The following is a 21867-nucleotide window of genomic DNA, read 5'->3' as shown; positions in this document are numbered from 1 at the left end:
CACACTCTCCTGTTATCAGAAATGACGAATGTGGAGGAATGCTATGAAGGATGTGCTTATCGAGCTTGAGCGCCGCAGAACCATTGCGCGCGAAGGTGGCGGCAAAGCCCGCATTGAAGCGCAGCATAAGCGCGGCAAACTCACAGCGCGCGAACGCATCGATATTTTCCTCGATGAAGGTTCATTTGAAGAGTTCGATATGTTTGTCGAACACCGCTCCACTGATTTTGGCATGGAAGACACCAAGTTCGCTGGCGACGGTGTTGTTACCGGATGGGGTACGATCAACGGCCGCACTGTTTTTGTCTTTGCCAAGGATTTTACTGTGTTCGGCGGCTCTCTGTCCGAAGCACATGCGGAAAAGGTCCAGAAGATTCAGGACATGGCTTTGCGCAACCGTGCGCCGGTTATCGGGCTATATGATGCAGGTGGTGCGCGTATTCAGGAAGGTGTGGCAGCGCTTGGGGGCTATGCCGAGATTTTCCAGCGCAATGTGCTCGCTTCCGGCGTCATCCCGCAAATCTCGGTGATTATGGGCCCATGTGCCGGCGGCGATGTCTACTCACCCGCCATGACCGATTTCATCTTCATGGTGCGCGACACCTCTTATATGTTCGTCACCGGCCCGGATGTTGTAAAAACCGTCACCAACGAGACTGTGACTGCCGAACAGCTCGGCGGCGCATCGATCCATACGACAAAATCATCCATCGCAGACGGCGCTTATGACAATGATGTTGCCGCACTTCTACAGATGCGGCGTCTGATTGATTTTCTGCCGGCATCCAATACCGCTGAACTGCCTCAAATCGAATGCTACCAGCCAACAGACGAAATGGATTACTCGCTGGATCGTCTCGTGCCAGACAATGCGAACAAGCCCTACGACATCAAAGAGCTTATCCGCAAAACAGTCGACGAAGCGGATTTCTTTGAAATTCAGGAAAGTTTTGCCAAAAACATTGTTGTCGGTTTTGGACGTGTTGAAGGCAGGACTGTCGGCATCGTCGGCAATCAACCCATGGTTCTTGCAGGCGTTCTTGACAGTGATGCGTCCCGCAAGGCAGCCCGTTTTGTGCGCTTCTGCGATTGCTTCAATATTCCCATCGTCACCTTTGTCGATGTGCCCGGCTTCCTTCCTGGCACGGCGCAGGAATATGGCGGCCTTATCAAACATGGTGCCAAATTGCTCTTTGCTTACGCAGAAGCAACTGTACCGAAAATCACGCTCATTACGCGCAAAGCCTATGGCGGCGCTTACGATGTCATGGCCTCCAAACATCTTCGCGGCGATATAAATTACGCGTGGCCTTCCGCCCAGATTGCAGTCATGGGTGCAAAGGGTGCCGTAGAAATCATCTATCGCAAGGATATAGGTGACGCTGACAAGATTGCCGAGCATACCAAGCGCTACGAAGATCGCTTCCTGTCACCCTTCGTTGCCGCCGAGCGCGGTTATGTTGATGAGGTGATAATGCCTCATTCAACTCGCAAGCGCATTTCCCGTGCATTGCGCATGTTGCGAAACAAGGATCTGGAAAACCCATGGAAGAAACACGACAACATCCCGCTTTAAACTATAATGGCAGCATTAAAACGCTGCCATTATTTACAGTTATCGCGGTATATTGAGAGAAGCTACCATTTCACTTTGAACCCTGTTGTCCCATTAAGGCTGTAGTTGTCGCCGAGTTGTGCAAGGGTGGTAATAACAGAGACTTCACCATAAACGGCATACTTACCGTCTTGCCAGGTATAGTCGCCACCAAGTCCAAGGCCGCCAGTCAAGCGTTCACTTCGAGAGATAAAGCTGGTTGCGGAAATGTCTGTTTTGGTGCCGTCAAGAAATTCATAGTAGAGATTGGCAATACCGTAAAGATTGGTATGTACCGCCTTCCCTGATTCACCGAGCCATGAATTTTCATACTCAACTGCGGCACCTATACGGCCTTTCAGGCTGCCTCCGTTCTTGAGTTCAACCCTTGCATCGAAAGCATCGGTGAAACTATCAAACTCAACGTCTGAGTAAACCAGTTGGGCCTGTGGTGTAATCTGCCATTGCTGGTCGATCTCAATACGTTTGCCAGCTTCAATACTCAACCCATAGCCAAAACCACGGTTGCCGGCGACAAGATTGAGATTGGCTGTATCTGAGTTTAGGTCAGTGTCATACCACGTAGCCTGCGCCTGCCCATCGATATAGAGGCCATTATCTCCATACCATGTCAGATTGGCCCCGACGCCATAACCCGTCGTGTCGATATCGCCCTCACCATGCGCAGATGATATGTCTGTGGATACGGTCCCGTAATGCTGTAATACCACCGAACAGGACGCCGGCATTTCCTTCATACAAACCACCATCCAATCCAGATTGGATGCGCCACACATTGCTTTCATGGTTAGCGCCTGTGGTTGATGTCTCAGACTTGACATGCGCATGACTGCCTTCAATCCGTGCCCAAATTGCTTGAGCATTGATCGTTGAGTGAGCCTTGTCCTTACTTGTACCTTTTCCATCTGACCAATGGCGATTACCCACGCGTTGTTTGAGCGTTGATATAGTGTTCAATGCCTGCAACGTTTGAGCATATGTCTCGTAAACCGGAGCGCCCGCTTGGTATAATGGCGCCTGTTGCTGGTTTACTACTAGGGACTGTCGATCAACTACTGGTGGCTGTGGATCAATAATTGGTGGCTGCGGATCAATCACCGGCAAGGGATCGTGTTCCGGCAGAGGGTTTTTCAACTGCGACCGTAAATACCAATCGCCGTCGCTGGCGCTTGCGGCATGCTTATACAATTTATAAGCAAAGGCTCCAGCAACCATAGTTTGTTGACCATCATGCAGGTAGCTGTTTGGGCTGTTTTCAGAAAGGGAGAATACAGCAGCTGAATTTCCTTTCACATCGATGACTTTGATGCCCTCATTCGTGGGCCGGCCATTGCCCAATAATGAATTGACCAAAAGATGAGAGCTTCCGGAACTGTTGCCTTCGATTACCAACTGATCTGTCAGCGAGTTATCGTCACCCAGTTCCGTATCGATTTCCACGACGCTGTTAGATTCTCCCACATAGTCGCCGGAAGTTATGGTCCGATCACCCGCGGCATTATCCGACAGATTCAACACACCCCGATTTATGAACTTTTCGAGCCCGCTGAATGTTGTCGTCTCAGCATTTGCTGAATTCGCGGTGATCACCAGGTTTTCGTTGGCGACAGTATCGTCACCGTCACCAAAATCAGTAACGCCGATCGTTTGCCATAGATTGTGATTGCTGAAACTATCGTTAAAGGACCCCGATATTATCCGGCCCGTGACCAATTCATCATTGACGAGAGAGAGTGACCCACCGGATGACTCGATTGCGAGATCGTCCCATTTTGCTGACGTGTTGAAAATCTCGCCCTTATTTAGAAGGTTGATTTTATTCCCGTTGACCGATTTTGCCGATATAGCGACCTGTCCTCCTTCTACAATTCCATGATTGGTGATTTCGGCACTACCGTTGCCGGTGTTGGACAGATCAATCCCAATTTTTTTTCCAGAAATACGCCCGCTTCCGATATCCACAATTGCATCACTTGCCCTTGTATCAACATAAAGGCCAGAATTTTCGACGCCACTAACATCAGCATTGACATTGACTGTGGTGATACCCGAACCGTAATTTTCCGCAGCTATGCCGGTTTTACCATGGATCGTTCCGTTAGAAATAATTGTCAAATCGGTTGTTGTCGGTTCTTTGTTGGTAGCGAAAATACCATATTCAGTGGCCTGAACCTCTCCATCGCTGTTGATAAGAGTCGAGCCAGTGCCATAATTGTCGATACCAATACCAAACTCCACGCCTGTAACCGTTCCTTTTGCATTAATTGTCACGTCGGTGGAGGTTTTACCGTTTACAACCTGGATACCCGTTCGGCCCCCGCTGATAGTCGCCTCAGTGGCGATATTTGTAGCGCCAGCACCATAATTGTTAACAAAAATACCGTCTCTGCCACCGATAATGTCACCGGCCCCTGCTTCGATAGTAATATCAGAATCGCCTGACCCGGTTGTGCTGGATTGAGCACCTTCTATGTGAACATGAATACCATCTAAGTTGCCGTTGACACGTCCTTTAACTTTAACCGAAGTAGGACCATTACCATCTTTATATGAATATATACCATAGTCATCAGTTGCAAAGCTGTCGGACATAGTTGACATCAAGGCAGTCGTACAGAAAAGAACTGCGACGATGCTTTTGTTGAAGAACTTTATAGAGCGCGCAACCCCTCTGCGACCGGCAATACAACCTATCATTATAAACTCCAATAAATAAATTAACTTTATAAAATAAACTTTACATGCGTAAAAATAATTTCACTCAATGACATCATATATAAAACAAAAATGCCAAACCCAGCAACACTATAATACTTTCAATACAATATAAACAATATCCTGCACTGAATAAAACTCTACATTTTGAGATATACAGCTTTCAATTGAATTGTTACATTTACAACTCTTAGATGTAAAACGTCGCATAATAAAATAGGCTCCCCAAAAGGAGAGCCTTCAAAACAGTATAAAGAGTGTAGAATTATCGGCGGAAGCTGAAGCCGCCGCTGGATTCGCGCAATATCTGGGAAATTGTGCGGCTGTCGCAGGGTTCACTGATCTTTGTCGTAGCTTTCACAAGCTTGGAATTGGCTTTGGCCACCTGTGCCATCTTCAGTACATTTGTATCAACTGTTGATGACGTATCGTTATTTATTGTTATCATTCTTTGATACCTCCATAAAAATACCCTCAGAGAGAGTAAACCTCTACCCGCATACAGTTTAAATTCCGTTGCATTGTGGCGTTCTACAAAAACTAAACCGATTTAACAAATCACTATTTGTATCCGATTTTGACTTGTATTTGATATAACAAGTGAAACACGAGAAGGTTCCGAGAAAGGCAAGAAAAGCGCAATGTTTATATCGGCGACGCGTCCTGCCAGCAATTTCCTGCCAGCCAAGCCCCAATATGCGTACTAAAAATTTCTCAGAACCAAATGAAGACGCAGACGTTTCTCGTCAATAACGGGAGAGCACATGACACAACCCCAAGAAATTGTTCACGCTTCGAGGCAGTTTCAGGACTGGCTTTCCGCACTCAAAACGCGAGCAATGTTTGCAACGCATAATCAGAGCTTTGCCAGCATGCGCAGTGTCATGCATCGGCTACGCCGCTATATGAATACAGATCAGGTGCTGGCATTCGCGGACGCTTTACCGCCATTGCCCCGTGGGTTGTTCATAGAAGGGTGGCGGCCTTGCCCTGCCCTTGATCTGGTATCAGAACAGCAATTGGCAAGAGAGGTTTACGACGATCTCACGGCGCATCATAGTCCGCCCGACACGATTGTCAGAGATGTTCTTACAATCATGGCAAAGCAACTCGATGCGCATAACGCAAAGATTGCAGGTGAACAGTTACCGCCTGTTTTACAGCCGCTTTGGCCGAATAGTGGGCAAACCGCCTAGCTGCTTTTCACGCCCACTTTGCTTTGAATATCTTCGGCGGTTTCTTTGACAAAAAAGGTAAGTCCCGCCGTGATGGTGACTATATGCGTCCCCGTGCCGTAGGGATTGAAAGAGACAACATGGTCGAAATTCAACGTGATGTGATCGCCATTAACGTCTGTGAGCTTGATCCACATGGCCTTACCTCCCTGTATGAGCGTCTCAAGAGCAAATTTTGCCTATATAGAGCCAATTCTGTTTCTCGGATGACGAGACAATCCACGCCGAAGGTAGCTAGGTCGATGTGGTTCCATCGAACGAAGCTGCCTGACAAAGTGGTTGGCCGTCAGCCGGAAACCCAGCCGTTGGTTTGCCAAGGCAAACCAACAAGCTTTCAAACCCGCTGGTCGAGTTGTCCGCATTTTATAGAAATGCGGTTCGACCAGTGGGCCGGGTGAATTCGGGCCAAATCCTCCGGGTTTTAGCATCGTCCGATGGGTAAACATCGGCCTCGCTAAATCCCTCGACCTTGTCCGCGAATTCCCTCCGGCAGAATGGGTCTATATAAGCAAAACTTGCTCTTACTCAAGGAAGCAGGATTCTCTCAATCAAGCAATCACTTACCAGAGATTCCTTCCGTCAATCGTATCTACCCGTAGCGATGCGATGTCGAAATCATCGAAGAGCCGCACATTTACGCTGACCCGCGGATTTTCCCAATCCGGTTTATAGTCCACCCAGGTAGGCACTTCGGAGAAAGTGCCACAGCCACATACATTGCAGTGATGATGCTTTGCCATGCCGTTTTTCGAATATGTGGCATCCGCCCCAGGCGTGACCGAAAGCTTTACTTGATCGGGAGTGTAATAGGCCCAAAGAGCCCCGCGCTTGGTGCAGAAGGTGCAAGTGCACACAGTAACAGACTCTGGAATGTCGCTGATTTCAAACTTGATTGCGCCGCAATGGCAACTGGCCAGAATAGTCATGGTTCTCTCCCCTCGATGACACGTTTCCGGAACGAATATATGACACCTCCTGACAACCTGATGTCAGGAGGCGCGAATACTTCACGGATTCATGCGATAATGGTAGCGGTAAAGCTCGTGGTCAAAACCCAATGAAGCATAGAGCGCTCTGGCGGCTGTGTTATCTGCCAGAACTTGCAGGCACGCGGCTTCCGCGCCTTCCCTTTTTGCCCAGCCCATAAGGGCCGTGAGAATTTTACGGGAGTATCCCCGTTGGCGATAATCAGGATCGGTCGCCACAGATTCTACGACCAGCAAACCATTATCGATCGCGCCATATGCTTTAGCGACGGTTTTGCCATCGGCTCGGATACTCACGAACGCTTTTGGTATCACGATGGTAGCGATCATCTGCGCAAAAATTGTATGATCAAGTTCTGATGAAGCACCGATCCTGTGGCTTTCATTATGCCAATCAGCGCTCATCTCTCTTTCTATGAGCACGCCATCAACCTGCGCAAATGATCGCGCTGCAAGATCGCAGAAAAGAACTGCAGAGCCAGCGGCCATCCCATAGCCACGTTCTCTCAATTGATCGTCCAGATCATCGGCGATGTGAGGCACCCGGAAAATCGGTTTGCGACCCAGCGAGGTGTAAAGGGTCTCAGCTGTTCTTATCAATCCGTCTGGTTTGCCGCGAATACCGCGTAGGGGATTGACCGAGTTTGTCCGGCGAATTCCACCACCGGAAAATCGCATCAGCCATCCTTGATGAATGAGTTCGCGCGGCGATGGCCAGGCATTGTTGCAAGCTTCCTCGACCCGCCAGTTCAGATCATCATCCACGTTTTCACCCTATACGGCCTGTCCTGCAACCCATCCAGACGACCAGGCCCATTGGAAATTATATCCCCCAAGCCAGCCAGTTACGTCTACAACTTCACCTATGAAATAAAGACCTTTTGCGGCCTTTGCCTCCATGGTTTTCTGATCCAGTCCATCCGTATCGACGCCGCCAAGTGTCACCTCAGCAGTTCTGTAACCTTCTGACCCTGCCGGTTTGACCTGCCATTCATTGATGGCCTTCTCCACTGCCAGTAATTGCTTGTCTGTGAGATCGGCGAGATGCTTTTCAATACCGCTGTTTTCCGCGATCAGTTGCGCCAGTCGCTTCGGCAGTAATTCACTCAATGCTGTCTGTAGTGCCTGACGACCATTGCGCGCTCGTGCGGCTCGCAAGGCATCGAGCACCTTTACGCCGGGCAGCATGGCAACGCTGATCGTGTCGCCTTCCCGCCAAAATGATGAAATCTGCAATATCGATGGTCCACTGAGACCACGATGGGTGAAAAGCATGGCTTCGGCGAATTTGGTCTTGCCGTGACTGACCACCGCATCGACCGCGATGCCCGAAAGCGGCTTGAGCGGCGCCAAGGTGTTTTCGTCGAAAGTCAGCGGCACCAATGCCGGGCGTGTTTCAGTAATGTTCAATCCGAACTGACGCGCAATATCATAGCCGAAACCTGTAGCACCCATCTTCGGTATGGATTTCCCACCACAAGCGACAACCAGCGATGTGCATTTTATCTTGTCGCCAGCCAGATCGACCAGATAGCCGCCCTCGCTTTGCACGATTAAATCGACATTTGTCCGCAGACGCAGTGCAACCCCCGCCTGCTTCATTTCCGTGACCAGCATGTCGATGATTTGCTTGGCGGAACCGTCGCAGAAAAGCTGCCCAAGTGTCTTTTCATGCCAGGCAATGCCGTAGCGGTTTACCAAAGCCAGAAAATCGCGCTGTGTGTAGCGGCGCAATGCTGAAATACAGAAATGCGGATTTTTGCTGATGTAGTTCTGTGGCGCCGCATTCATATTGGTAAAGTTGCAGCGGCCGCCACCGGAAATACGTATCTTGTCGCCGGGCGAAGCAGCATGATCGACGATCAGCACGGACTTGCCGCGCTTGCCCGCCTCAATGGCACACATCATGCCAGCGGCGCCCGCCCCGATGATGAGAACATCCACGTGCGCGGTCATGGTGCGGGCAACAACTGGTCTGTGCGGCCCGCCAGCCAATAGGCCAGCAAACCGGCCCACTCCCGCGCTGCGATTGCCATATTTTGCAAGGAATCCTGCGGATTATCCTCCGCAAGCCCAATAGTTTCCGCACCGGAAGCACGGTAGTCGGCTGGCCATGCCGTCACTTCAAATCCGGCTTTCCGGAAAAGTCCCATGGAACGCGGCATATGGAACGCCGATGTAATCAGCAACCAGGTTTCCCCCGGTTTCGCTTCCACCATTTCCTTGGTGAAAACTGCATTCTCATAGGTATTGCGTGATTTGCTCTCGAGAATAAGCCTTCCCGGTTCTACGCCAAGAGCGGTCAACAGTCGCGGCGCTGTTACACCATCTGCCTCGCCATCCAGCAGCAGAGTCCCTGTTCCTCCGGTAACGACTACCTTTGCTTCGGGGTGTCTGCGCGCCAGAATTGCAGCTTCCACAAACCGGTCACCGCTTGCATTGAGCTCATAGCCGCCGCGCACCAGATTGACGCCGCCTTCAAACCCGCCGCCAAGCACAATGATGCCATCCACTTTCGCAGGTAGCGTAGCAGGACGTGGAAAACGGTCTTCCAGCGGATTGATCATGAGTGCGCCCAGCGTGGTCCAGGCACCAAGGCCCAGCACCAGAAATGCTATGGCTGCTGTCGTCATGGCAAGTCGCCGCCAGCGCCATACCAGCAACAGAAATGTCAGGGCCATAAGGATGATGGCGAAGTTCAGCGGCTGTGCGAAAAACCAGAAAACCTTTGAAAATACAAAAAACATGATTACTCCAAATCAGCCAGCATCTGGACCTTGTCTATCTCGCGCTCTAGGCTTGTCGACCACTCCGGCCCCTGCTCGACAATGTTGAAACCTTCGCGCTGATATAGCCTGATTGCGCCGGTATTGCGGGCGTGCGTGCTGATGCGGGCTTTGAGATAACCTGCTTGCAGGATCGCATTCTTCATTTCACGCAGCAAGGACGATCCGATGCCCTGCCCCTGCACGGCTGGTTCTACCCATAGATCGGAGATGTAGTCATTGTCTTCTTCCCGCGCGCCCCAGCCAACCACAATCTGCTCAACTTCGGCGATGGTCACCGTTGGAAAAGATGTTTCGGCAAATTCGCGAAAAGCCTTTTCGACATGCGCGCGCATACCGGGCAGCTCGGGTTCAAAAGAAAAAATATTGGACGCCCAGGCGCTTGAGCCGACAGCAGCGATTGCTGGTATGTCGGCTCCTGTTGCGCGCCTGATTACCACCATTTCGGAGCGTTGAACTTGCCTGCCGCCTGCTCGATCACATAGGCGGTCTGGAACAGGGTTTCTTCGTCAAATGGGCGCCCAATGAGCTGAAGCCCGAGTGGCAGACCACGACTGTCGAGACCGGCAGGAACGGCAATTCCCGGCAATCCGGCCATGTTCACAGTCACTGTGAAGATATCATTCAGATACATTTTCACCGGATCGGAATTCATTTCCTGATCTGCAATACCGAAAGCCGCCGAAGGCGTAGCCGGTGTCAGGATTGCATCAATACCCGCGTGGAAGACGTCTTCGAAATCCTTCTTGATCAGCGTGCGCACCTTCTGGGCCTGCAGATAGTACGCGTCGTAGTAACCAGCAGAAAGCACATAGGTGCCGATCATAATGCGGCGCTTCACCTCTTCACCAAATCCTTTGGCGCGGGTGTTTTCATACATATCGACGATGTCCCGTCCCGGAACACGCAGACCGTAGCGAACGCCATCATAGCGTGCAAGATTCGATGAAGCTTCTGCAGGCGCTACAATGTAATAGGCAGGAAGCGCATATTTCGTGTGCGGCAGGGAAATATCCACGATGGTCGCACCGGCATCTTTCAGCCAGCTAATCCCTTGCTGCCAGAGCTTTTCGATTTCCTCCGGCATACCGTCAACGCGATATTCCTTCGGAATGCCGATCTTGATGCCGGCAAGCGGTTTGCCGATAACAGCTTCATAATCAGGCACAGCGATATCGACAGATGTTGTATCTTTGGCATCAACGGAGGCCATCGACTTCAGCATGATTGCAGCATCACGTACATCGCGGGCAATCGGTCCGGCCTGATCCAGCGACGATGCGAAGGCAACAACACCCCAGCGCGAGCAACGGCCATAGGTCGGCTTGATACCGACCGTGCCGGTAAACGCTGCAGGCTGGCGGATTGAACCACCCGTATCGGTCGCAGTGGCACCGGCGCAAAGCCGCGCGGCAACTGCCGCAGCAGAGCCGCCTGATGAACCACCGGGAACCAGATCAACATTGGAGCCCTTGGCGCGCCAAGGGTTCTTAACCGGCCCATAATATGAACTCTCATTGGATGAGCCCATCGCGAACTCGTCCATATTCAACTTGCCCAGCATCACGGCGCCATCAGCCCAAAGATTGGCTGTTACTGTTGACTCGTAATGCGGCTTGAAACCATCCAGAATATGCGATGCGGCCTGCGTGTGGACACCTTCAGTGCCAAACAGATCCTTGATCCCGAGCGGAATACCTTCCAGCGGCCCTGCATTACCTGCAGCAAGACGAGCATCGGAAGCCTTGGCCATTTCCAGCGCCTTTTCAGGCGTTGTAACGATATAAGCGTTCAGCGCTTCATTAGCGTTCTCGATTGCCTGAATATATGCACCAGTCAGTTCCGTAGCGGAAATCGCCTTGGCCTTCAGCTGGTCGCGCGCCTCGGCAATGGTGAGAGCGGTTAGATCGGTCATCTTAAGTCCTTATTGGGCTGGCGTTAATGCGAGCCGCTTTTCGTAAAATGCACTATATTCAGAATCCGGATAGTCGAGCAGTGCGCCGCAGCGCACGAATCCTGAGCGCTCGTAAAGTCGCCACGCAGGCTCAAAACCCGGCGTTGTGCCGGTTTCCAGAACCAGCCGGTTCATCCCTTTGTCACCGGCAAGCGCCGTAATTGCCTCAAGCAAAGCCGAGCCGATGCGTTGTCCGCGAACAGTTGGGCGGGTAAACATACGCTTGACCTCACCGACACCATCGGCATGTTCTTTCAAGGCGCCGCAACCGATTGCCTGTCCTGTTTCATCGCGCGCGACAAACACTGTCGTGTCTTCCCCCGCCATTTGCTCAACAGTCATCTTGAACTGGAATTCCAACGGGGAAAGCGGCAAAAGATGATCGTTGAGATCGCTGACCAGCGACCTCACATCATCCTGCAAAGGTGTTTCTATCGCGACGGAAACAGCCATGGCGAAAACTTACTCCACGACCTTTGGTACAACAAAGAAGTTTTCTTCAGACGTTGGCGCGTTGGCAACGATATCGGCAACCTTGTCGCCATCATTGACAACATCTTGGCGCTTTTTCATTGCCATAGGTGTTACCGAAGTCATGGGCTCAACACCCTCGACATTCACTTCATTCAGTTGCTCAACAAAGCCAAGGATCGTATTCAATTGGCCGGTCATCCGGGAAACGTCATCCTCGGTGACCGCGATGCGGGCAAGGTTCGCAACGCGTTTTACGGTGGCAGTATCGACGGACATGGAAATTCCTGAATTTCAGATTTTGATGTTGCAGCTATAGTGTCCGTTACGCTTGAGCGCAACGGACAAGGGCAGATAGGCTTTTACTGTGGCGCTTCAGGGGCAACTTCTTCCTGATCGCCGTCAATTGGGGCGTCTTCCGTATCCAGTGAATCATCGTCCAGTGTTGCTGCGTCATCATCATCGGTGACCGCTGCATCATCATCAGGCGCAATTCCGAAAATGGAAGGATCGAACAATGATTTTCCAGCCTCGTCCGGACCTTTCACAGCATTGCCGTTGATCTGGATTGAGCCATCCACTTTCTGATCGACAACCCATTGGATGCGCCCATCAGGCAATTCATTACCGAAGTCTTTGGCCAACTTGGCGAAGACGATATAGTTTTTGATCTCTGGTTCTTGTTCCGATGCCTTGTTCAGCCGGTCCACCAGCTTGTCGAAGCCTGCCATCTCCCACGTGGTACGGCTTTGCGGCTTCATCATCGCAAACGTCACCTCGCCCTCTACCGAAAGCTCCGCATCGACAGTTCTGACAAGACTTTTGGATATGACAACCTTAGGCGGGTTGAGCATGAAAGCAGCCGCTGTATTTTCCGTAAATGCATCCGGAAGCGGCTTTTCCTTGTTCAAATCCATTTCCTTGATGGCGCCGCGCACCACTGTATCAAGATCAAGTCCGGCTGTGCCAAAAGAAAGCTCAACATCGGTCGGAAGAAATGGAGTGGTCCAATCCGGAATGGGCAAAACGGGATACTGCAGACCGTTTGTCCGCAAGGCATAATTATAGGTGCCGTTTTTGCTGATACCGTCAAAGTTCACTTCCTGCGAAATGTTTTTTGCAAGAAATGGCCCTACCGGCGATTCAACATTCAAATTCGAAAACCGATACGCCCCTGTGAGGTTCTCCCAAAGTGGCAAGGCAGCAAGCAATTTTGTCTTCAATTCAGACTGGTTGGCTTCGGTAAGTTTGGTCTTTTCTTCTGGCGTCTTGGCAAATTCATCTGAGTGCGCGACGAAAAATGCCCAAAGATCTAGAAGTTCCACATATCTGAAACCACTACCTTTTCCATCGACACCGAGGCTCGCGGCACTGATGCCGATCTTCATCAATTCCTCAGGCGCTGCTGGGGTGGATGGCTTGACTTCACCATCGGTCGCGTTCTCATCAGCGGCAGGGTCGGACTTGAATGAAATCGTTTCCTTGAAATCATCAATTGTCTGAACTTGTGTGAAATCAACGCCGCCCGCTGCGTTGGCCGTTGCGACCATCTCGGCTTTTGCCTTGCCCGCCGTAGCTTCCATTTGCTGCGTTGGGGCAGTCGAACTCATCTTGAAGCCATCATATGTGGCTGTTGCCTTGGAGAAAGTTCCGATCTTCGGATCGAAATTGCCTCGCAAATCCATGTTTTCAGCTGACCATTTGGTACTTTCCTTGCCAGTCGCCGCATCTATCTCGATGGAGCCTTGCAGCAAGGTTTTTGAGGTAACATCCCACGACCCATCGGCCAGCGGTTTGGTCAAGAAGCTGTATTCGCCGAAATCACCCTTGAATAGCTCCTGCTTTGGCAGAACTTCGAGCAGCTTGGACGTGCTAAAGGTGATCTTATAGCTGTCACCTTCCGGCTTGACGCTCAGAATATTCTTTTCGATGGCTGTCTTGCCAAAATATTTCGACAAGGTTGTCGCGAGTTCTTTCGCACCATTGGCATCAACTGTCTGCGCCGCAGCAGGTGTGAGTGCCAGAAGCGAACAGGAAATCAACAGCAGTTTGCGCAAGATATTCTCCAAGGGTCGGTTTATTCGGCGATAAACATCACCGCTGCCAATGGCTCTAACAAACCAAAATCAAACAGTAAAATGCTTATTTACCTCAGCAACGACAACTTCACTTTCGCCGCCTTCCATTCCGGCGACAAACTTGTCGGCAGTCTGGTCGATTATGGGAAATGACCCATAGTGGCAGGGTATGACTTTTCCAAACTTGAAGTAGCGTCGTGTTGCAAGCGCTGCAACAGCTCCGCCCATGGTAAAGCGGTCGCCAATGGGCACCATGCCGATCTCGGGTTGATGCAGTTCATTGATCAAGGCCATATCGGAAAAGATGTCCGTATCCCCCATGTGATAGAGCGTCGGTTCGTCTTCAAAATGCAGCACCACGCCATTCGCATTGCCAAGAGAGTGCGAAACACCATCCTCGGTCATGTGGGCAGATGAATGTAACGCATTGACGTAAGTCACTGTAAAGCCGTCATAAGAAACTGTACCGCCTGTATTCGTAGGGTCTACGCGTGCAACACCCTTTGAGCCAAGCCAAGTCACCAGATCGGCATTGCCGGTCACCAGCGCGCCGGTTTCTTTTGATATCTCCACCGTGTCGCCCACATGGTCGCCGTGGCCATGCGTAAGGATAATGTGATTGACGCCTTTGGTCGCTTCCTTGAAATCAACGCCCTTGGCACCGGGATTTCCATTGAGAAACGGATCGATCAGAATGATGTTCTTTGCAGTTTCAATTCGGAAACCCGATTGGCCCAGCCATGTGATTTTCATCTTGTTCAATCCTTCATCAGTTAAGTCATGCCTCGCCAGAGGCATATAATAGCGTTATGTGACGATTAAACCGATCTATCAACGATCAGACAACCGCAGGAAGCAAAAGACTTTGACGATTTTGGCAATTGAGCAACTGGAAGAGCATGTCGCTGATGGAAAGACCATCGCAGGTCTTGATCTCGGCACGAAGACAATCGGGATTGCTATTTCAGACCGGGGTTTTTCCTTTGCCAATCCGCGCCCTGTGTTGAGACGAGCTAAATTTACGCATGACGCACAGGACCTTCTGAAAATGCTCGCCGCTGACAATGTCGGTGCAATTGTCATTGGTCTGCCGGTCAATATGGATGGTAGCGAAGGGCCACGCGTTCAGGCGACTCGCGCCTTCGTCCGCAATATGGAAAAGCTGACCGATCTGCCGTTTGTCTATTGGGACGAACGCCTGTCGACAGTAGCGGCAGAACGCGCCTTGATCGGTATGGATGTCTCAAGACAGAAGCGGGCGGAACGAATTGATTCCGCCGCAGCAGCTTTTATTTTGCAAGGCGCACTGGATCGCCTGCAAAGCCTGCGTCAGGAAACGGACGCAGTTGGCAACTCTTCGGAATAACGCGCACGTTCTGCACGCTCGGCACGCCAGGCTTTGACCCAGGCGATGATCTTGCGGCGGCGGCGGAACGCGATCAGCAGCAGAACCAGTCCCGTATCGAATACGCAAGCCCTTGCAACCAGCGGAGGAATGCTCTCGGGGGCTATTCCGAGGATATTTCCGTAGATTGTGAAAACCTGATCGTGCAACTCACGGCTAAAAAAATGCATGCCCATACTCAGGTCGTAATACGACAGGAAGTACCATCCCCATAAGAAAACCAGCGGTCCGCCCCAGAAAATCAGGAAGTTGCGCATCAAATGCTCCTCAAAGGGATTGCAGGCGTCATTGGCCTAACCCACGGTTTTTACGAAGTCTTTTCGACTCAGACTGATATCTGTTAAGACGTTAGCCGCAACGTAAACCGTTTGTTAAGGTTAATTTAAGAAAATTTAATTCAAATTGAAGGAATTAGCGAGGGGGCTGTCCGGCCTCACTGCAAATTTTTATGGGTCATTTTACGAAAATTTGACTCAAATGCCCCTGTGGCGGCATCCGGAGCTGTCAAACAACGGCTCTCGCGTCTCGAATCAACCAGCGGCTGGATAGAGAGAATTCACAATATTGGCTGCGTTGTGACGTGCATCAAGCATGCCGTAGGTTGTACGCCACTGCCCGCCAAGCCGCGTTTCGATAAATGCATCGGCAATATCTTCGGAGTGGAGATAGCGCAATTCCGCACCCGCAGCGGCGAGCGCCAATTGCTCGGTCAGGATACGCGCTGCACCTTCATCATTTTCTGCCACGCGCATGGCAGCGCGAAGCACTTCTACCGTACCCTGCCCGCCACGCCCGAGTTGCGCACCGATCCAGTTCAGAACTTCGTCGAAAAGTTGGGGTCCACGCTTCAATACACGCAGCACATCAAGCGCCATGACATTGCCGGAGCCTTCCCAGATCGCATTGACCGGGGCTTCGCGGTAATAGCGTGCAAGATTCCCCTCTTCGATGTAGCCATTGCCGCCAAGGCACTCCATGGCCTCGTAAAGCATCGCCGGGGCAATCTTTGCCACCCAGTATTTTACGACCGGGGTCATGACACGGGCAAATGCCGCCTCGCCACGATCCCGCGCCGCATTGTCGAATGCACGGGCAAGCCGAAGGGTGAGAGCTGTCGCAGCCGCAGAATCGAGCGCCATGTCGGCAAGAACGCGCAGCATCAGAGGTTTGTCGATCAACGGACCGCCGAAAACAATGCGGTTGCGGGCATGGTGCACGGCTTCCGCCAGCCCTGCACGCATAAGTCCCGCCGAAGCAATGGAGCAGTCGAGCCGTGTCAGTGTCACCATATCGATAATGGTTTTGACGCCATCACCGGGGTTGCCGACCATCTGGCCGAGAGCGTTCTCGAATTCAACTTCCGATGAAGCATTCGAGCGATTGCCAAGCTTGTCTTTCAGCCGCTGGAAACGAAACCCATTGGATGAGCCGTCCGGCAGAATGCGCGGTACCAGAAAGCATGACAGGCCCTCACGCGCTTGCGCCAGCACCAGAAACGCATCGGACATTGGCGCAGACATGAACCATTTATGCCCGGTCAGCCGATAGAAGCCGCTGCCCGCCGGTTCCGCCTTGGTCGTGTTGGTATTGACGTCAGTACCGCCCTGTTTTTCGGTCATGCCCATGCCGAGGGTCAGACCCGTCTTTTTCGCTGGCGATTTATTGCTGGAATCATATTTGCGCGGGATGATCAACGGCGACCATTCACGGTACAGGTTTGGCGTAGCCATAAGTGCGGCCAGCGATGCGCTCGTCATGGTCAAGGGGCACAAATGCCCGCATTCAAGCTGCGATGTCAGGAAAAACCGACTGGCACGTGCCTGATGGCGCAAACCGGACTCGGCCTTTCCATCTTCCCATATGGACGAATGCAGGCCCTGTCCGACCGAGCGGCGCATCAACGCATGGTAAGCCGGATGGTATTCAACAATGTCTGCCCTGAACCCCTGACGGTCATGGGTACGCAGCTTCGGTGTTTCCGTATTGGCAAGCCGCGCGAGATCCAACGCGTCGCCGGACAGTACAAAACGTCCGCTCTGTTCCAGCTCATCACGCACAGATTTCGGGAATCGCTTGGTGATCTGCATGAATAGCGGATCGCCGAGATAAGCGTTTTGCCCGGTCATTGTTGGGGTCTGGTTGAGAACGTCGTGGGTTTTCAAGAAACTGTCCTGATTCAAATTCGCTTTTCTTCTATATGGAGCGAACATTCTGACAAGCGGTTAATGCGCTCAATATATGGACTCTTTGCCGATAGTCGATATTCATCATCGCCCTGCGCCTGCTGTTTCGGGCTTTTCAGACAATTAGTTGGGGAGTGAATGGCAATGGCGGACGGCAACGCTTGCAGCCGCGAAACATCGGGCTTATAGGGAGCACTTGATATGACATCAAAAACCTCTCCTTTGCTCTTTCCCCACCGCCACTTGCTTGGCATCAAAGGCCTTTCCCCGCAAGATATCATCCAGCTTCTCGATCTCGCTGACAGCGAAGTCGCCGTTTCGCGGCAATCGGAGAAGAAAAAGACGACCCTGCGGGGCCGCACACAGATCAATCTGTTCTTCGAAGCATCCACGCGAACGCAATCCTCCTTTGAGCTTGCAGGCAAGCGACTTGGTGCGGACGTCATGAACATGTCCGTCGGCAATTCATCGGTGAAGAAGGGCGAAACGCTCATCGACACGGCGATGACGCTTAATGCGATGCGTCCCGATATCCTGATCATCCGTCACGCTTCTGCCGGTGCCTCAGCGCTTCTGGCGCAAAAGGTTGGCTGCTCGGTGGTCAATGCCGGGGATGGCGCGCATGAACATCCGACGCAGGCATTGCTCGATGCACTGACCATCCGCCGTGCCAAGGGCAAGGTTGCGCGGCTGACGGTTGCGATCTGCGGTGATGTGCTGCATTCGCGTGTGGCGAGATCGAATATCATCCTGCTCAACGCGCTCGGTGCACGCGTCCGCGTTATTGCACCTTCGACGCTTTTGCCGGCGGGCATTGCCCATATGGGCGCGGAAGTCTTCCACAGCATGGAAGAAGGGTTGAAGGATGCCGATGTCGTCATGATGCTGCGGCTGCAGCGCGAGCGCATGGCCGGTTCTTTCGTTCCTTCCGTCCGCGAATATTTCCGCTATCACGGGCTTGATCGTGAAAAGCTCAAATATGCCAAGCCAGATGCGCTGGTCATGCATCCCGGCCCCATGAATCGCGGTGTCGAGATTGCATCCGATGTTGCAGATGGTTCGCAAAGCGTCATTCAGGAACAGGTGGAAATGGGCGTCGCTGTTCGCATGGCAGTTATGGAAGCCCTGCTGGACCCGCGCCGTAATCCGGAAGGAGTTGCCGGATGAGCGCCACTGTTCTCAACAATGCCCGCATTGTCGATCCCTCCCGCGGTCTCGATGAGATCGGCACAATCATCATAAAGGATGACAGGGTCGTTGCCAGCGGCGCTGGTGCCCGCAATCAGGGCGCTCCCACTGGCTCCACTATCATCGATTGCCGTGGCAAAGCCGTTCTGCCCGGGCTTGTAGATGCCCGCGTCTTTATCGGCGAACCCGGCGGCGAGCACCGTGAGACCATCGCATCGGCCAGCCATGCGGCAGCAGCCGGCGGCGTAACATCCATCATCATGATGCCGGATACTGATCCCGTTATTGATAATGTCGCGCTGGTCGAATTCGTCAAACGTACGGCGCGCGATACGGCTGTTGTCAATGTTTACCCAGCCGCCGCAGTCACCAAAGGCCTATCTGGCGAGGAAATGACGGAGATTGGCCTCCTCCGGGAAGCAGGCGCAGTTGCAATTACCGAAGGCCGTCATTCGATTGCCAATACACAGCTCTTGCGCCGCGCCCTCACCTATGCGCGGGATTTCGGTGTTGTTCTCGCCCATGAAACGCAAGACGCACATTTGGGCGTCAATGGCGTGATGAATGAAGGCCTTTATGCCAGCTGGCTTGGCCTTTCCGGCACTCCGCGTGAAGCCGAAGTCATTCCGCTGGAGCGCGACATGCGTCTGGCCGCATTGACCAAAGGCGCCTATCACGCCGCTCAGATTTCTACCGCCATGTCCGCCGAAGTCATCGGCCGGGCAAAGCAAAACGGCTTGAACGTTACCGCTGCGGTATCCATCAATCATCTCTCGCTGAACGAGAATGATATTGGCGAATTTCGTACATTCTTCCGCTTGCAGCCGCCATTACGGCTGGAGGAAGATCGCCTCGCCATGGTGGAAAGCCTGCGCGATGGAACTATCGACATTATCGTATCGGCCCATGACCCGCAGGATGTTGACACCAAACGCCTGCCCTTTGCGGATGCGGCGGCGGGCGCAATCGGTCTTGAAACTCTGCTTGGTGCAGCACTGCGTCTCTATCATAATGGCGATGTGCCGCTTCTGCGCATTATTGAAGCCCTGTCGACTTCACCTGCGCGGATTTTCGGTCTTGAAGCAGGTTCACTGCGGCCCGGTTCGGTGGCGGATATGACCATAGTCGATCTTGACGAACCATGGATTGTCAGGGAAGAAGATTTGACGTCGCGTTCCAAGAACACCTGTTTTGAAGGCGCGCGTTTTCAGGGCCGCGTTGTTCAGACATTTGTTGCAGGAAAATCGGTCTTTTCAATCTAAACCCCAGGGGAATGGGTACATGTCGGATTTCTTTAACGCCGGAATTCCACTTCTGCTCCTCTCATTGGTTTTCGGCTATTTGCTGGGGTCGATACCTTTCGGCTTGATTCTGACGCGCATGGCTGGCCTTGGCGATGTGCGCAGCATCGGCTCCGGTAATATTGGCGCGACAAACGTGCTGCGCACCGGCAACAAGAAGCTCGCCGCAGCTACCTTGATCCTTGATATGCTCAAAGGGACGGCGGCGGTTCTGATCGCTGGCATCGCAGGACCGGAAGCAGCAATCGCTGCTGGTCTTGGTGCATTTCTCGGCCATGTCTTTCCCGTGTGGCTGAAATTTAAAGGCGGTAAAGGCGTAGCCACCTATATCGGTGTCTTGCTCGGCTTGTTCTGGCAGGGTGCGCTTATATTTGCAGCCATCTGGCTCATTATCGCTTTTGCAACGCGCTACTCATCACTTGCTGCACTCATTGCTGCAGCAATTACGCCGGTCGCATTGTATTTTATTGGTAATCATCACATCGCATTCCTGTTTCTCATTTTGACAATCATCGTTTTCTTAAAACACCGCACCAATATTGAGCGGCTCGTTTCAGGTACCGAAGGTAGAATCGGCTCTAAAAAATGAATGAAGAGAAGAAAGGCATTCGCCTTTCTGATGAGCAAAGGTTGAGCTGGTTAAGGCTCATCCGTAGCGAGAATGTGGGCCCGGCTACGTTTCGTGAGCTGATTGCCCATTGCGGCTCCGCGTCCAACGCTATCGAGTTGATACCGGATCTCGTTCGTCGCGGCGGCAGAGGTAGACCTATCCGCATAGCCAGCAGAGAGGATGCCGAACGCGAAATGTATGCCGCAGCCAAAATGGGCGTCTTCTTTACCGGGATCGGCGAGCCGGATTATCCGCGCTATCTCCGGCAGAGTGACAATCCGCCGCCACTGGTAGCGATAAAAGGCAATCTGGACGTGTTCCGGTTATCGCCAGTAGCAATAGTCGGGGCACGGAATGCCTCACTCGTTGGCATCAAGTTTGCGCGGATGATAGCGCGAGAACTCGGCGAGGCTGGCTTTGCCATTATTTCCGGACTGGCCCGGGGCATTGATACTGCGGCCCATGAAGCAAGCCTGGATCATGGCACAGTTGCTGTCATGGCAGGAGGGCTTGACCACCCTTACCCGCCGGAAAATCTTGCACTCTATAAAGCCATTCCCGAACATGGCGGCGCTGTCATCAGCGAAATGCCCCATGGCTGGGAACCACGCGCGCGGGATTTTCCACGCCGCAACAGAATAATTGCAGCATTATCCTTGGGACTGGTTGTCGTAGAAGCTGCAGAAAGATCAGGCTCTCTCATCAGTGCGCGCCTTGCCGGCGAACTTGGCAGGCTGGTTTTTGCGGTTCCCGGTTCTCCACTTGATCCGAGAGCAAAAGGCACCAACGAACTTTTGAAGAACGGCGCAATTGTAACGACACGCACCGACGATATAATCAGCGCTCTTGCCCCGCTCGTTGAAATGCCGGCAGTTTGCGATACCGCTTTTCTGTCTCCCGGACATGATCTGCCATCAATCGTCGCACTGGATGAAACTGACCGGGACCGCGTTTATAATTTGCTTGGTCCCGTGCCTGTAGACATGGACGACCTTATCCGAACCAGCCAATTGCATCCCTCGGTGGTAATGCTCATATTGCTGGAGCTGGATCTGGCCGGTCGACTGCACCGTCACTCAGGAGGTTACGTTTCTCTTGCGTGAAACTGATGCCACACCCAGTTGCTTGCGTAACTGGTCACTGCTCTCAATATATGCGATTTCGATAAGGTAGCTCAGCATATCCATATTGTTTGTTTTTGCCATCGCCCGTAATTCGCCGAGCATTTGTTGAATAAACCTGGCGTTCTCGATTTCATTAATTTGATTACCGCTCATAAATATCATCCTCAAATACAATTTGATATCGAAAATATGTGTTATACTTAGCTAACAGCATTC

General features: G+C 52.1%; 24 protein-coding genes. 7 read left to right on the top strand and 17 right to left on the bottom strand.

From position 1 onward, the window contains the following. The first annotated feature begins 43 nt into the window (after window positions 1-43). Complete coding sequence (locus tag PMI41_RS06320; protein WP_008122957.1) at window positions 44-1576, top strand: acyl-CoA carboxylase subunit beta; 1533 nt, start codon at window positions 44-46, stop codon at window positions 1574-1576. Window positions 1577-1638: 62 nt separating this feature from the next. Here the strand turns inward: PMI41_RS06320 and PMI41_RS24185 are convergent, their stop codons facing one another. The 3 genes from PMI41_RS24185 to PMI41_RS06310 all read right to left on the bottom strand — a co-directional run bounded on the left by PMI41_RS24185 (window position 1639) and on the right by PMI41_RS06310 (window position 4778). After that, complete coding sequence (locus tag PMI41_RS24185) at window positions 1639-2325, bottom strand: autotransporter outer membrane beta-barrel domain-containing protein (RefSeq protein ID WP_008122954.1); 687 nt, start codon at window positions 2323-2325, stop codon at window positions 1639-1641. Then, window positions 2270-4312 (bottom strand): autotransporter outer membrane beta-barrel domain-containing protein, encoded by a 2043-nt coding sequence (locus tag PMI41_RS24180; RefSeq protein ID WP_008122951.1) that lies wholly within the window; start codon window positions 4310-4312, stop codon window positions 2270-2272. Before PMI41_RS24180 ends, PMI41_RS24185 begins: the two co-directional genes overlap by 56 nt. Before the next feature lie 283 nt (window positions 4313-4595). After that, a complete protein-coding gene (locus PMI41_RS06310) occupies window positions 4596-4778 on the bottom strand; it encodes a hypothetical protein (protein ID WP_008122949.1) in 183 nt (60 codons plus the stop codon). Between the two features lie 316 nt (window positions 4779-5094). Here PMI41_RS06310 and PMI41_RS24175 point away from each other — a divergent pair, with 316 nt between their 5' ends. Continuing rightward, the gene (locus PMI41_RS24175; RefSeq protein ID WP_008122947.1) at window positions 5095-5526 is read left to right on the top strand and encodes a DUF2267 domain-containing protein; all 432 of its coding nucleotides are present in this window, start codon (window positions 5095-5097) and stop codon (window positions 5524-5526) included. Here the strand turns inward: PMI41_RS24175 and PMI41_RS06300 are convergent. From PMI41_RS06300 to PMI41_RS06250, 11 genes are all read right to left on the bottom strand, one after another. Beyond that, the gene (locus PMI41_RS06300) at window positions 5523-5702 is read right to left on the bottom strand and encodes a flagellar FlbD family protein (RefSeq protein WP_008122945.1); all 180 of its coding nucleotides are present in this window, start codon (window positions 5700-5702) and stop codon (window positions 5523-5525) included. The genes PMI41_RS24175 and PMI41_RS06300 overlap by 4 nt on opposite strands. A gap of 423 nt (window positions 5703-6125) precedes the next feature. Beyond that, entirely contained in the window at window positions 6126-6491 is a 366-nt protein-coding gene (locus tag PMI41_RS06295) for a GFA family protein (RefSeq protein WP_008122943.1), read from the bottom strand. A gap of 81 nt (window positions 6492-6572) precedes the next feature. Next, window positions 6573-7316 (bottom strand): GNAT family N-acetyltransferase, encoded by a 744-nt coding sequence (locus PMI41_RS06290; RefSeq protein ID WP_040853964.1) that lies wholly within the window; start codon window positions 7314-7316, stop codon window positions 6573-6575. A 9-nt stretch (window positions 7317-7325) separates the two neighbouring features. Further along, a complete protein-coding gene (locus PMI41_RS06285; RefSeq protein ID WP_008122939.1) occupies window positions 7326-8507 on the bottom strand; it encodes an NAD(P)/FAD-dependent oxidoreductase in 1182 nt (393 codons plus the stop codon). Continuing rightward, complete coding sequence (locus PMI41_RS06280; protein WP_008122936.1) at window positions 8504-9298, bottom strand: YdcF family protein; 795 nt, start codon at window positions 9296-9298, stop codon at window positions 8504-8506. Before PMI41_RS06280 ends, PMI41_RS06285 begins: the two co-directional genes overlap by 4 nt. Window positions 9299-9300: 2 nt before the next feature. Next, window positions 9301-9780, bottom strand: coding sequence for an N-acetyltransferase (locus PMI41_RS06275; protein WP_008122933.1), 480 nt, complete (start codon window positions 9778-9780; stop codon window positions 9301-9303). After that, the gene (gene gatA, locus PMI41_RS06270) at window positions 9771-11252 is read right to left on the bottom strand and encodes an Asp-tRNA(Asn)/Glu-tRNA(Gln) amidotransferase subunit GatA (protein WP_008122931.1); all 1482 of its coding nucleotides are present in this window, start codon (window positions 11250-11252) and stop codon (window positions 9771-9773) included. Before gatA ends, PMI41_RS06275 begins: the two co-directional genes overlap by 10 nt. 9 nt (window positions 11253-11261) lie before the next feature. After that, complete coding sequence (locus PMI41_RS06265) at window positions 11262-11744, bottom strand: GNAT family N-acetyltransferase (protein ID WP_008122930.1); 483 nt, start codon at window positions 11742-11744, stop codon at window positions 11262-11264. Window positions 11745-11753: 9 nt separating this feature from the next. Then, on the bottom strand, window positions 11754-12041 hold the full coding sequence (gatC, locus tag PMI41_RS06260) for an Asp-tRNA(Asn)/Glu-tRNA(Gln) amidotransferase subunit GatC (RefSeq protein ID WP_008122928.1): 288 nt from the start codon (window positions 12039-12041) through the stop codon (window positions 11754-11756). An 83-nt stretch (window positions 12042-12124) separates the two neighbouring features. Beyond that, entirely contained in the window at window positions 12125-13819 is a 1695-nt protein-coding gene (locus PMI41_RS06255; RefSeq protein WP_008122925.1) for a hypothetical protein, read from the bottom strand. Window positions 13820-13888: 69 nt separating this feature from the next. Beyond that, a complete protein-coding gene (locus PMI41_RS06250; RefSeq protein WP_008122923.1) occupies window positions 13889-14593 on the bottom strand; it encodes a metal-dependent hydrolase in 705 nt (234 codons plus the stop codon). Between the two features lie 112 nt (window positions 14594-14705). Between PMI41_RS06250 and ruvX the strand changes: the two genes are divergently transcribed. Beyond that, a complete protein-coding gene (ruvX, locus tag PMI41_RS06245; protein WP_008122921.1) occupies window positions 14706-15206 on the top strand; it encodes a Holliday junction resolvase RuvX in 501 nt (166 codons plus the stop codon). On the opposite strand, the gene PMI41_RS06240 is transcribed toward ruvX, so the two are convergent. After that, window positions 15170-15502 (bottom strand): DUF6105 family protein, encoded by a 333-nt coding sequence (locus PMI41_RS06240; RefSeq protein ID WP_008122920.1) that lies wholly within the window; start codon window positions 15500-15502, stop codon window positions 15170-15172. The two genes, ruvX and PMI41_RS06240, sit on opposite strands and share 37 nt — an antisense overlap. A gap of 273 nt (window positions 15503-15775) precedes the next feature. Continuing rightward, window positions 15776-17407: an acyl-CoA dehydrogenase family protein gene (locus PMI41_RS06235; protein WP_008122918.1), complete on the bottom strand. Its 1632-nt coding sequence runs from the start codon at window positions 17405-17407 to the stop codon at window positions 15776-15778. A 222-nt stretch (window positions 17408-17629) separates the two neighbouring features. Between PMI41_RS06235 and PMI41_RS06230 the strand changes: the two genes are divergently transcribed. The 4 genes from PMI41_RS06230 to dprA are packed head-to-tail and all read left to right on the top strand — an operon-like array spanning window position 17630 to window position 21630. After that, the gene (locus tag PMI41_RS06230; RefSeq protein ID WP_008122916.1) at window positions 17630-18595 is read left to right on the top strand and encodes an aspartate carbamoyltransferase catalytic subunit; all 966 of its coding nucleotides are present in this window, start codon (window positions 17630-17632) and stop codon (window positions 18593-18595) included. Continuing rightward, window positions 18592-19878 (top strand): dihydroorotase, encoded by a 1287-nt coding sequence (locus tag PMI41_RS06225; protein WP_008122914.1) that lies wholly within the window; start codon window positions 18592-18594, stop codon window positions 19876-19878. The genes PMI41_RS06230 and PMI41_RS06225 overlap by 4 nt, the downstream gene beginning before the upstream one ends. Before the next feature lie 19 nt (window positions 19879-19897). Then, complete coding sequence (gene plsY, locus PMI41_RS06220) at window positions 19898-20506, top strand: glycerol-3-phosphate 1-O-acyltransferase PlsY (protein ID WP_008122912.1); 609 nt, start codon at window positions 19898-19900, stop codon at window positions 20504-20506. Then, a complete protein-coding gene (gene dprA, locus PMI41_RS06215; RefSeq protein ID WP_008122910.1) occupies window positions 20503-21630 on the top strand; it encodes a DNA-processing protein DprA in 1128 nt (375 codons plus the stop codon). Before plsY ends, dprA begins: the two co-directional genes overlap by 4 nt. Here the strand turns inward: dprA and PMI41_RS06210 are convergent. Further along, a complete protein-coding gene (locus PMI41_RS06210; protein ID WP_008122908.1) occupies window positions 21604-21804 on the bottom strand; it encodes a hypothetical protein in 201 nt (66 codons plus the stop codon). The two genes, dprA and PMI41_RS06210, sit on opposite strands and share 27 nt — an antisense overlap. Between the last annotated feature and the right edge of the window lie 63 nt (window positions 21805-21867).

Origin of the sequence: Phyllobacterium sp. YR531, from assembly GCF_000282595.1 — a bacterium.
Taxonomy (GTDB): domain Bacteria; phylum Pseudomonadota; class Alphaproteobacteria; order Rhizobiales; family Rhizobiaceae; genus Phyllobacterium.
The sequence above is the reverse complement of the archived record's forward strand: the minus strand, read 5'-3'. Positions and strand labels throughout refer to the sequence as shown.